Genomic DNA, 12,027 nt, shown 5'->3' on the forward strand with positions numbered 1-12,027 from the left:
AGCAGTAAAATAGACGCGGCAACCTTATTTTTTTCTGAAAGTTATTTCAATTTTTTTGAGACTATAAAAAAGATAGTGATAAAGCTATCAACTATCTTTCATGAACATATAATCTATTTTTAGTCAAAATCGAGGTCTTTTAGTTTAACTGAAACAATTTTTGAGACACCTGATTCCTGCATGGTCACCCCATAAATAGAGTCTGCTGCTGACATGGTTCCCTTACGGTGGGTAACCACAATAAATTGACTAGACTTGTCAAAACGATTAAGGTAGTCCCCGAAGCGTTTAACATTAGCTTCATCCAAAGCCGCTTCTACTTCGTCAAGGATTACAAAAGGTATAGTCTTAACACGAATGATGGCAAAGAGAAGAGCCAAAGCTGACAAGGCCTTTTCACCGCCTGACATAAGGTTAAGTGATTGAATTTTCTTACCTGGTGGCTGCACAGAAATTTCTACCCCAGCCTCTAGGAGATTGTCTGAGGTCAAAATCAAGTCGGCAGAACCTCCACCAAACATCTGGGTAAAGGTCTGTTTAAAGCTTTCTCGGATAGCCTCAAAAGTTGCTTTAAAGCGTGATTTCACTTCATCATCCATGTCATTTATGGTATTCAGAAGGAGACTCTTAGCTTCGAGCAAATCATCCTTTTGTCCGTTCAAGAAATCAAGACGTTGCTTAACCTCTTCAAATTGAGCAATAGCGTCCACATTGACAGGACCCAGAGCCTTAATCGAACGCTCAAGACCTTGCAGATTCTGGCGAGTTTGGTCGACATTGTCAAGAGGACAAGCCTGACCTTTGGCGACTTCAAGTGTCATCTGGTAATCTTCAGCTAACTGAGTCGCAAACTTACGAAGCGATTGACTAATCTGACTTTCACGCTCTTCCAGGCGAGTCTGCTGACGAATCAAGTTCTCATTACGATTACCTGCTTTAGCCAAACGCTCCTCCAAATCTTCCAACTGACCTTCGTAATCTTGCAGCTGAATCTTGGCACGGACAAGAGCTTGTTCCAAATCGTCCTTACGTTGGACAGCTTCTTTATGCTGTGCTTGCAAATGCGGAAGGCGATCAGTTTGGTCATCATTGACCTGGTTATTAAGGAGCGCTTGAAGATTATCCGATTCCTTCATTAACTCAGACAAGTCGGCTTGAAGACGATTACTTTCTGTCTTAGCAAAACGCAATTCTGCTTGCAAATCACGTTCCTTCAACTGAAGTTCAGATTGCTTGTCTAAGAGAACCTGTTTTTGTTGGCCAAGAGCGTCTTTGTCTTCCTTAATAGCCTCAATACGGTCATTAATGGCCTCACGCTTGGATGCAATTTGTGCTAACTCTGCTTTAAATTGTTCAGCCTTATCTTGAAGATTTGCTCCATCAGTTCCCTGAGAATCCTGTTTGAAACTATCCACTAGGGTTCGATTTTTCTCCACCTCTGACAGGGCTTGTTGGTGTTCTAAATCTAGTTTTTGCTCCTGAAGACGAGCATTTTCACCATCTACTTTAAGATCATCTAGCTCTTTCTGTAGAGCCTTACGTTTGGTCTTAAGGGCTTCAACTTTGGCTTCACTATCACTTAATTGGACCTTGATCTGGTTAATTTCAGCAGTCAATGCATCCAGTTCAGGCTTGATAAAGAGATTATTATTTTGTTTGTTGGTACCACCAGCAAAGGCACCACCGGGACGGATCTCAGACCCATCAAGAGTAACCATACGTACTTGGAAACGAACAGCTCGAGCAGCCTTATTAGCATTGTCAATGGTATCAAAGATTGCCGTAACCCCTAGGAGGTTTTGTAAAATATTAGATAAGCGTTCTTCATAGGTAACCAAATCGGAAGCCATACCAATAAAGCCTGGTGCATTGGCAAGACTTTGAGCAAATTGTCCATTAAGTTGACGTGGTTTAATAGTGGTCAACGGCAAGAAAGTCGCACGACCTTGACGATTACGTTTCAAGTAGTCAATCGAACGCTTAGCAGCCCCTTCGTCCTCAACAATAATATTTTGCCCGCTAGCTCCCATAGCAATTTCAAGAGCTGTCTGATAACGCGTATCAAAGGTCAAGTGTTCACTGACAGCACCAATAATTCCCTGAATGGACTGGGCATTTTGAAGGACAGCCTTAACCCCTGCATAGAAATTAGAATGATTTTTTTGAATAGATTCAAGACTTTGACGACGGGCATCTTTACTTTTAAGGTGATCCATGAGGTCAAACATCTGCTTTTGAGCCTCTTGATAGTCCTTATCAATAGCTTGATAAACCTGAGCCTTTTCTTTGTAACTAGCTAAAAGACTTTGAAGACTCTCTTTGGCTACTTGATAAGCTTTTTGGGTTTCGCTAGCCACTTCCTGAGCGGAGAGCAAATCGGCTTGAGCTTGTTTAAATTCTTCAGCTTGTGCCTCAAGCGCTTGTGTCTGACTGTCCATGTCGTGGGTGACCTGAGTCAAACTATTGGAAACCTTGGCTTCCTCCTGCATCAGACCAACATAATCCTCACGTAAACGTTCAATAAGCGTATCTGGATCATCAGAAAATTGCTCCAAATCTTTTTGAATGGCAGTCAGCTCCTGAGCAATAGTATTCAATTCAGCATCCAATTTAACTTTCCTTTGGTTAACCTTATCAAGTGATGCCTGAGCTTCTGCTTTCAAACTCTCTAACTCACTGAGACGAGATGCTGTCTCTTCTTTTTTCTCTGAACGCTGCTGACTCTCCATGGTATAAAGATCAATTTGACGCTCAAAATCACTAATAAGACGTGTGACATCCACCAAGGTTTGCTGGTCAGAAGAAATTTGTTCTGAAATTTGATGGCGTTTTTGCTTGAGTTCTTGATTTTCAGTCTCTAGATGATGGCGTTCCTCATAATAGCTGGTTAATTTTTCCTTGACCTCTGCCAAATCCTCTTGGGTCTGACTCAACTCAGACTTACCAATTTCAATATCGTGGACCAAAAGATTAAGCTGAGTCTGTCTACGCTCTTCATCTAATTCCAAATAACGTTTGGCAGTCGCAGCTTGCTTTTCAAGGGGTTTAACCTGACCGTCCAGCTCGTAGATGATATCTTCCAAACGATCAAGGTTATCTTGGGTTTGATTAAGCTTACTTTCCGTTTCTTTCTTACGTGTCTTATATTTGAGAACCCCTGCTGCTTCTTCGAAAATAGCGCGGCGTTCTTCAGGTTTGGCATTAAAAATAGCCTCAACACGACCTTGGGAAATAATGGAAAAAGAATCACGCCCTAAACCTGTATCCATGAAAAGGTCATGAATATCACGCAGACGAACCTTACGGCCCTCAATCAAATAATCATTGTCACCGTTTCGATAAATGTGACGCTCCACACGAATGGTTTCACCAGCACCCGCGATAAAGCCGTCACTGTTATCAAGAGTGACTGCCACTTCCGCATAGTTGAGAGCCTTACGAACCTCTGTCCCCGCAAAAATAACGTCAGGCATCTTGCCCCCACGCAAACTCTTGGCAGAGGATTCACCCAGTGCCCAGCGTAGACTCTCTGTAATATTTGATTTTCCCGATCCATTTGGACCTACAACGGCTGTTACTCCCTTGTCAAAGACGACTTGCGTCTTGTCCGCAAAGGATTTAAAGCCCTGCATTTCAATTGATTTCAAATACATGCTTAATTTCCTAGTTGTTCAAGGGCAGCCTTAGCCGCTGCCTGTTCAGCTAATTTCTTAGATTTTCCAAGACCTGTGCTGAGTTCTTTACCATCAACAGCTACCTGCATAGTAAATTCTTTGGCATGAGCTGGTCCAGACTCGTCAATAACAGTATAAGTAATATCAACCGTACCATTAACCTGAAGACGCTCTTGAAGTGCCGTCTTATAGTCTGTTACTCGGTCAAAGTTTCCCTTTTCAACCTGAGGAATCATGACCTGATTCAAAAATTTCTCAACAGCAGGCAAACCTTGATCCAGATAAAGGGCTCCAAGGAAGGCCTCCCAGAGGTCACCAAGAATAGTGGCACGTTCACGGCCACCAGATTTTTCTTCACCTTTACCAAGACGAATATACTGCTCGAAACCACAAGCCTTCGAAAATCCGGCTAAGCTCTCTTCACGAACGATAGTGCTGCGCATCTTAGACATTTCCCCCTCTGGCTTGTTAGGGTAGCGTTTGTAAAGATAAACAGAAATGACTAGTTGCAGAGCCGCGTCTCCTAAAAATTCCAAACGTTCATTATGTGAAATGTTTAGGAGGCGGTGCTCATTGGCATATGAGGTATGTGTAAATGCAGTTTCTAAGAGATCCTTTTGGTTAAAAACAATACCAAAGTCCTGCTCAAGTTTTTGTTCAAGTTGATTCATAAAACTTCCTTTCTATTCAAACACACTAACTACAATTATATCAAAAAAAGCAGATTTTCATGATGGAAAACTGCTTTTAGAGCCTATATTTGCTGATTTAGTGACAATTAAACTATTGCACTAAAAAAGCTGAGTATTATACTCAACTTCATTTTCTTAATAATCTGGACGAACGACACCTGTAACTGTCTCACGTGTTGCTTCAACATCTTCTTCAAGGACAACCTTGATGATACGTTTAGCTTCTTCTGAAGTACATGCAACTAATGGCAAACGAAGTGGTCCAACTTCGAAACCAAGATGGTTTAGAACAGCCTTGACAGGTGCAGGACTTGGTACTGAGAAGAGAGCGTTAACTTTAGGAATGAATTTACGTTGGATAGCTGCTGCTGTTTTGAGGTCACTATTTTCAATAGCTTCAAGCATGGCATGCATCTCATCACCATTTGTATGAGAGGCTACTGAGATAACACCATTAGCTCCAAGGTTCATTGCGTGGAAGGCATCTCCATCTTCACCGGTATAAACCAAGAAATCTTCAGGTTTATGTTCGATAAGGTAGGCCATGTTGGCAAGACTGGTACATTCTTTAACACCAATGATATTTGGATGTTCAGCCAACCGAAGCATGGTATCAGGAGCCATTTCAACAACCACACGACCCGGGATGTTGTAGATGATAATTGGCAAATCAGAAGCATCCGCAATAGCTTTGAAGTGTTGGTACATACCTTCTTGTGATGGCTTGTTGTAGTAAGGCACGATAGCAAGACCAGCTGCAAAACCACCAAATTTGGCAACTTCTTTAGCAAACTCGATAGAGTCGCGTGTATCATTGGTACCGACACCTGCAATCAATGGCACACGTCCATTAACAATTTTCTGAACAGCCGCAAAGAGTTCCAACTCCTCATCGTGAGTAAGTGTTGGACTTTCAGCCGTTGTTCCCGCCAAAAGAAGAGCTTCTGTATGGTGAGCCAAAAGATGCTCAATCAATTCTGGAAGGGCATCATAATTGATTGAGCCATCTTCGTGGAAAGGTGTAATAAGGGCTGTGATCAGTTTGACATCTCTTAATTGATCAATTGACATAATATTCTCCTTCAACCGTTTTCTAATCCTTTCCATTTTACCATAATTTTGACCAGACAGACAGATAAGTTAACAATTTTCTGAAAACGGTAGGACTGACTGTTTCAATTTGATGGCTAATAAACAAAAAAACAGAGAGAAGTCTCTCTGCTTTATAGGATCCAGCTTGATTATAGTATTTGAATCCAACACTAAATCCTTACTGTTTTCTGAATCATAACGCAGTGCTTGATTGGAACTACTCATGTCTGCAACATTCGTACTTCCTAATCCACTGTGCGGGGGTAAAACTACGAAATCAAACCCTTCGAGTTACTGATTTCTGCTTCGCTTCCTATTTCAATTCAAATTTCAATTCTGAAGTTGGGCGAACCAATCCACGTTCGTGGAGTGTTTCTGCGATTTGGACTGAGTTCCAAGCGGCACCTTTAAGAAGGTTATCTGAAACAACCCACATGTGGATACCTTTTTCAGCATCCAAGTCTTTACGGATACGTCCGACGAATGTATCACGTGAACCTACAGCATTAACAGCTTGTGGGTAGACTTGGTTAGCAACGTCGTCTTCAAGGACTGCACCTGGGAATTCTGCAATAGCAGCTTTCACTTCGCCAATTGGTGCCACTTCTTTTGTTTCAATGTAGACTGACTCTGAGTGAGCTGACAAGACTGGAATACGCACACATGTTGCTGATACAGCAATGCTATCGTCTTCCATAATTTTCTTAGTTTCGTTTGTCATCTTCATTTCTTCGTAAGTATAGTCATTTTCAGTGAAGACGTCGATTTGAGCCAAGGCGTTGAAGGCGATTGGGAAGTGTTTCTTATCACCACCACATGGCAAGATTTCAGCTTTAACATCACGTGGGTTAACGCCGTCATTCAAAACTTCTTTCAACTCACGTTGTGTTTCAAGGATTGCTCCCATACCAGCACCTGATACAGCTTGGTAAGTTGACACGATGATACGGTCCAAGCCCCATTTTTGACGAACTGGCTCAAGGGCAACCATCATTTGGATAGTTGAACAGTTAGGACAAGCGATAATACCGTTGTGAGCATCAAGCGCATGTGCATTGACCTCAGGTACAACCAATGGCACATCTGGATTTTGACGGAAGTAAGATGTGTTATCAACGACTACTGCACCGGCTTTAACAGCGTATGGTGCATATTTAGCAGAGGTAGATCCACCAGCTGAGAAAAGTGCAATGTCTACACCTTCAAATGCGTCTTCAGTCGTTTCTTCGATGGTCACGTCTTGACCTTTAAACTGCAAGACTTTCCCTGCAGAACGTGCAGACGCAAGGTAGCGAATCTTATCGATTGGAAGTGTTGATTCTTCCAACATTTTGATCATTTGAGCACCAACGGCACCTGTAGCACCGACAACAGCAACTGTGTATCCCATAGTAAAACCTCTTTCGGAATTTTCTATCAATTTAGTTTAGTGAATCTATTATACTACGTTTAAGTCCAGTTGAAAAGGGTAAAAAAGCCAAGAATAAAGAAAAATCCCCTACCAAACGGCAAGGGATAAGAGGCATCTTTCGATGAGAGTAGCAGGTTCACACAACTACTCAAGGTCCGCTCCTGCGTTACAATCTAATGTAGACCTCCTCAGCGCAAAAGGCTCTAAAGAGCCAATCGACTCATCGCATACTCCTATTTTAGCATAATAGATCACAGAGTCAAGCTCTTGATTTTTATAAATACTTACTTGCCTCACGAATGCTAAGAGATGCCATTTGACTAGCATGTTGATTAATAAAAGCTCGAACCCAATCAGGATTTACCTTTGAGTAATTGCGCAAACTCCAACCGATAGCCTTGTTAATGAAAAACTCAGTCTGTCCAAAGTTATTACAGATAACCTCAGCTAAGAGGTTTATATCAGTCAGTTCTTTACGCATAAGCTGGTGGTCGATGGCAATACGTCTCAACCAAAAATCCTCATCCAGACTCCATTGACGCATGATATTCTTGGTTTCTGGGTAGTAAAAAGTAATCTCCCCGATGATACGGTCCAATTGATCTATACTGTCCCACCATGATTTGGTTTGAGCCAATTTCTTCAGCTTTGGAAAATCTTCAGGTCTAAGCTCCTTCTTCTTTTTATCCAGATAATCCATAGCAATATATTGAAACTCACGGTAAGGTTGCTGCCAACACTCTTCCACAAAAGTCCAATCAATTGGATCCTTTATGAAAGGCTTAAAAAACTCTCTTTCAATCTTTTTGAGAATTGGTTTTTGAACGCCAAGAAAGCTGAATTTATTTTTCATATAAGCTTCCATAGCTGGGACTTTTGCTGGATCAGCCTGGTCTTCTAACAGTTTCAAAAGAATTTTTGCATCCATATGAACACTCCTATATTACATCAAAGGTCCAATCAGAGAAAAGAGATAGCCGCCTAGACGATGAGCCATAGGTATTTTAGACAAACTTTCCAGAGTGACTTCCTCTGAGAGTGCCTGGGTTTTCTCAAAATCTTGTTCAATGTTAAGGACTTCCAGATTTTTATAGAGATAGACCCCATCTTCAAAATTTTGATAGAGACTCCGGTAATCAGTATTAATGGTACCTACCACAGCTTGTTTGGCATCAGAAACATAAACTTTTGCATGGACAAAGCCTGGGGTATAACGGAAAATACGGACGCCAGCCTCCAAGAGGGCTTTAAAATAGGTAGTCGCAATATCAAAGGCATACTGTTTATCCGGAATTCCTGGCATAATGATACGAACATCAACACCTCGTCTGGCCGCAAAGGTCATGGCTCGAACCAATTCGTCATCCAAAATCAGATAAGGCGTCATGATATAGACATAATTAGTTGATGTATTTAGAAGATGTAAATAAACATTTTCGGCAACCTTGTGGTAGGTCAGCGGTGAATTGCCATAAGGGAGTACAAAGCCTTGACTCTTTCTTTGTTGAGGTTTTTCTTGTAGATAGTACTCCACATCCGTTTTATCCTCTATTCCAGTCACTGTCCACATGGTCAAAAAGAGAGCTTTTAGCGTTTGAACTGCTGAACCATCTAAACGAAGGGCTGTGTCCTTCCAATGACCAAAGCGTTCTCGTTTATTAACATACTCGTCAGCGATATTAACGCCACCAGTATAAGCAACTTGACCATCAATCACTGTAATCTTTCGATGGTCTCGGTAATTGTAATAGGTTGATAGAACGGGTTTGACTGGTGAGAAGGCCTGGGCTTTAATGCCAACCTTGTGTAGTCGCTCAATATAATCGTAGGACAAGGTAGTCATCTCATTCATCCCATCAAACATGACGCGAACGTCCAGGCCTTCCTTGGCCTTTTCCTCCAAAATGGCTAAAATCTCACCCCACATGATACCTTCGTCAATGATGAAATACTCCATAAAAATATACCGATCTGCCTTTTTCAAATCCTCCAACAGTGCTGGAAGCATGTCGTCTCCAAGTGGAAAATAGGTCACCTCAGTATCTCTGTAGATAGAAAACTGAGCTGGACTATGCTCCAGAAAATAAGCTAAACGCTGTAGTTGACGATCACCATGAGATAAATAATCAGCTACTTCTGGATCGGTGCTTAAATAATTAGAAGCTTGCACTGTAGCATCCTCAAGTCGTTTCTTCAACCGTCTCACACCCAAATCAGCAAGTGAAAAGTAAAGCAAGGCTGTCCCAAAAATTGGGAAAAGAGCAATGATAATCAGCCAGGATAATTTGGAACGAGAATCCATAGAACGATTCAGCAAATAAAAGAAGGTAAAAACACTCAACAAGTGTTCCCATAAGATTATGGATGGAAAATGCTCTTGTAGACTGAGATATGAGAAAACGAGAAAAACCAATTCCAGTAAGAAGAACAGGAAAATAGGTACCTTGCGATTAAGAAGACTTTTTGCCCATCTGGAGGGCTTTTGGGGTAACAGTCTAGCACTGGTTACTTGAGTCATATAGGTTCCTTTCATGTATGGGAGACCACCACAAACTTTTCGGTCTCTCCCAGTGATTTTATTAGTAACATTTTAGCATATGCAAAAGACAGGGATAATTAGCCATTGCGATTTAAGATTGATGGGACACCTACTGTATCTTTCTAACAGGTCCATCTATGGTCTTTTGCATCCAGACAATATCGTGCCATCGATCAAACTTGTAACCAACTTTTGGAAAATGAGCCACTTGGACATAACCTCGTTTTTCATGCATGGTAATACTAGCCTCATTCGGAACTGTAATACAGGCTAGGAAACGTAAGAATCCTCGTTTTTCAAGTTCCTCTTCAAGAGCATCATAGAGCTGACTTCCCAGACCTCGACCACGCGCACCTTCATTCAGGTAGATAGACAATTCTGTCGTCCAATCATAGGCTGTGCGAGCATAGTAGGTTGAAGCATAAGCATAGCCGAGAACTTGTCCATCCTCTTCTGCTACTAGATAAGGGTATTTTTCAATCGTCTTGCTAATACGTTTTTCAAACTCTTGAACACTGGGAACCTCATATTCAAAGGTTATGGCTGTCTTCTCAACATAAGGTGCATAGATGGTCTGAATAGCTTGCGCATCAGCCAAGTTAACTGGACGAATGGTTAACATCATTTTCTCCTTCGACTTCATTTTCTTTATTTTAAACTATAAAAGAAGAGGGCTCAACCCTCTTCTTACAGAAATTAACATTACATCAATGGCGCAACTAGTTTGGTCAATAAACCTAGGGCCTTTTGATGGAATGGAAGATTTTTAACGTCATTCGTGCTGACTCGGCGACACTGGTCTTTTGTCGCTTGGAAATCTTCCTCAATAGCAAGAACCGAAGAAGTCCTATAGAGATAGGTCGCACACTCAAAATGATGATATAGACTTCGGTAATCTAAATTAATCGTTCCTACAACAGCCCGACTATTATCACTTACAAAGACCTTTGCATGAATAAATCCAGGTGTGTACTCATAGATTTTAACGCCGGAGGCTAGCAGTGTTGGGTAGTAAGTCTTAGCTAGGTAGTAAGCTGACTTTTTATCAGGAATACCAGGCATGATGATACTGACGTCTACCCCACGCTCAGCCGCAAACTTCAAAGCATGTAGTAACTCACCATCTAAAATAAGATAAGGTGTCATGATATGAACAAAATCACGCGCATGGTTTAGGATATCAATATAAACATTCTCACCTACCTTATCTTTATCAAGTGGGATATCCCCGTAAGGGACAACAAAACCAGGAGTATCGAAGGCCTCATGTTCAACCATATAGTGGGTCACATCCAGTGTTTCATGAGAGTAAGTCCACATCTGAAGGAAGAGGACTAAGAAAGTATCGACTGCTGGCCCCTCAACCATAAGTGCGGTATCTTTCCAATGGCCAAAACGCTCAATTTTGTTGATATACTCATCTGCTAGATTAACCCCACCTGTAAAAGCAACCTTACCATCAATCAGCAAGATTTTTCTATGGTCACGATAGTTGTAATAGGTCGACAAGAAAGGTGTTACAGAGGCAAAAACACGAGATTGAATGCCAATTTTTTCCAATCGTTTCTTATAGTCAAAACTCAAAGTTGAAAATTCATTCATACCGTCATACAGGACTCGAACTTCCACCCCTTCTTGAACCTTTTGTTTCAAGATTGCTAGGATTTCACCCCACATTTCACCTTCACCAATGATGAAATATTCCAAGAAAATGTACTTCTCTGCTTTAAGGAGCTGTTTCTTCATTTCCTCAAACTTGGCTTCACCACTTGGGAAATAGGTCGTCTTCGTGTGACGATAAACTGGAAAGGAACCGTTCACATTTTCAAGATATTGGACCAAGTTATAGTTGCTGGTGTGACGCTGTTTAAGCTCTTCGAGGGCCTGATTATCTTGTTTCAGAATACCAGAACTGCGGTCAATATTGCTCTGAATAGCACGCTTCATCCCTGTGTAACCTATATCAAGTTTCGTATAAGCCAAGAGCAAGGTTCCGATAATTGGAAAAGGCAAGACTATCAGGAGCCAAGTATTGACGGCTGTTGATTCCATATCACTTTGAAAGAGATAAATAATGGCCAGAATACGAAGGACTACTTCTGTAACTTGCAGGTGTATCCTATATTGATGCAACCAGAGGTAAGACATGGCCACAACAACAAGCTGCAGTAAGATGATCAAGAAGATAATCGTAGCACGACTAAAGATTCCACGAAGAAAGCCGCGACGACTCTTATCATAAAGACGTTCAATTTTAGCTTCGTTTTTGATAGCATGACTCCTTTCCCTTTTTAATTAATCTTATTATAACCAAATTTGTAAAATTAAGCTAGACAGAAAAAGCCATCTAGGCTAGTCTCAGATAAACACCACATTTATCTGAAAGGAACTAACATATAGGACGAAATGGATTACCGAAACAAATGGATTTTACGAATGTTTCTCAAAATTATGAGGCTGGGACAAAAGTCCTAGCCTCTCAATTTGTCTTTGGATTGTCGAGAAAGACGCAGTGGTTGAGTGGGCTCTACTACGCTGATTTCATCAGCTTTTACAGCCCTACTCAACTGTGCGGAGGTGGGACGACGAAATCGAATTCTAACGAATTACCGATTTCTG

At 41.4% G+C, this 12,027-nt stretch carries 9 protein-coding genes; 1 reads left to right on the forward strand and 8 read right to left on the reverse strand.

Going from position 1 to position 12,027, the window contains the following annotated elements:
• Nucleotides 1–119: 119 nt before the first annotated feature.
• From smc to cls (ADF62_RS03020), 8 genes are all read right to left on the reverse strand, one after another.
• A complete protein-coding gene (gene smc / locus ADF62_RS02985; protein ID WP_048788045.1) occupies nt 120–3,653 on the reverse strand; it encodes a chromosome segregation protein SMC in 3,534 nt (1,177 codons plus the stop codon).
• A gap of 2 nt (nt 3,654–3,655) precedes the next feature.
• On the reverse strand, nt 3,656–4,345 hold the full coding sequence (gene rnc / locus ADF62_RS02990; RefSeq protein ID WP_003094778.1) for a ribonuclease III: 690 nt from the start codon (nt 4,343–4,345) through the stop codon (nt 3,656–3,658).
• Nucleotides 4,346–4,501: 156 nt separating this feature from the next.
• Entirely contained in the window at nt 4,502–5,437 is a 936-nt protein-coding gene (gene dapA / locus ADF62_RS02995) for a 4-hydroxy-tetrahydrodipicolinate synthase (protein WP_013990425.1), read from the reverse strand.
• Between the two features lie 334 nt (nt 5,438–5,771).
• Nucleotides 5,772–6,848 (reverse strand): aspartate-semialdehyde dehydrogenase, encoded by a 1,077-nt coding sequence (locus tag ADF62_RS03000; RefSeq protein WP_048788046.1) that lies wholly within the window; start codon nt 6,846–6,848, stop codon nt 5,772–5,774.
• Between the two features lie 295 nt (nt 6,849–7,143).
• A complete protein-coding gene (locus ADF62_RS03005) occupies nt 7,144–7,797 on the reverse strand; it encodes a DNA alkylation repair protein (RefSeq protein ID WP_003096842.1) in 654 nt (217 codons plus the stop codon).
• Between the two features lie 15 nt (nt 7,798–7,812).
• Nucleotides 7,813–9,387 (reverse strand): cardiolipin synthase, encoded by a 1,575-nt coding sequence (cls, locus tag ADF62_RS03010; protein WP_048788047.1) that lies wholly within the window; start codon nt 9,385–9,387, stop codon nt 7,813–7,815.
• A 130-nt stretch (nt 9,388–9,517) separates the two neighbouring features.
• Entirely contained in the window at nt 9,518–10,030 is a 513-nt protein-coding gene (locus ADF62_RS03015; RefSeq protein ID WP_048788048.1) for a GNAT family N-acetyltransferase, read from the reverse strand.
• Nucleotides 10,031–10,110: 80 nt separating this feature from the next.
• On the reverse strand, nt 10,111–11,661 hold the full coding sequence (gene cls / locus ADF62_RS03020; RefSeq protein ID WP_179944329.1) for a cardiolipin synthase: 1,551 nt from the start codon (nt 11,659–11,661) through the stop codon (nt 10,111–10,113).
• Nucleotides 11,662–11,831: 170 nt separating this feature from the next.
• Here cls (ADF62_RS03020) and ADF62_RS11245 point away from each other — a divergent pair.
• Nucleotides 11,832–12,027: hypothetical protein (locus ADF62_RS11245; protein WP_049532295.1), on the forward strand; the 196-nt coding region annotated here is incomplete at its 3' end.

The organism is Streptococcus sp. 1004_SSPC, assembly GCF_001069025.1.
Classification (GTDB): domain Bacteria; phylum Bacillota; class Bacilli; order Lactobacillales; family Streptococcaceae; genus Streptococcus; species Streptococcus vestibularis.

What these genes read in the sequence shown, in the direction of transcription:
- rnc (WP_003094778.1), bottom strand. Translation starts at nt 4,345, where the DNA reads ATGAATCAACTTGAACAAAAACTTGAGCAGGACTTTGGTATTGTTTTT.
- cls (WP_048788047.1), bottom strand. Translation starts at nt 9,387, where the DNA reads ATGACTCAAGTAACCAGTGCTAGACTGTTACCCCAAAAGCCCTCCAGA.
- ADF62_RS03015 (WP_048788048.1), bottom strand. Translation starts at nt 10,030, where the DNA reads ATGTTAACCATTCGTCCAGTTAACTTGGCTGATGCGCAAGCTATTCAG.
- dapA (WP_013990425.1), bottom strand. Translation starts at nt 5,437, where the DNA reads ATGTCAATTGATCAATTAAGAGATGTCAAACTGATCACAGCCCTTATT.
- ADF62_RS03005 (WP_003096842.1), bottom strand. Translation starts at nt 7,797, where the DNA reads ATGGATGCAAAAATTCTTTTGAAACTGTTAGAAGACCAGGCTGATCCA.
- ADF62_RS03000 (WP_048788046.1), bottom strand. Translation starts at nt 6,848, where the DNA reads ATGGGATACACAGTTGCTGTTGTCGGTGCTACAGGTGCCGTTGGTGCT.
- smc (WP_048788045.1), bottom strand. Translation starts at nt 3,653, where the DNA reads ATGTATTTGAAATCAATTGAAATGCAGGGCTTTAAATCCTTTGCGGAC.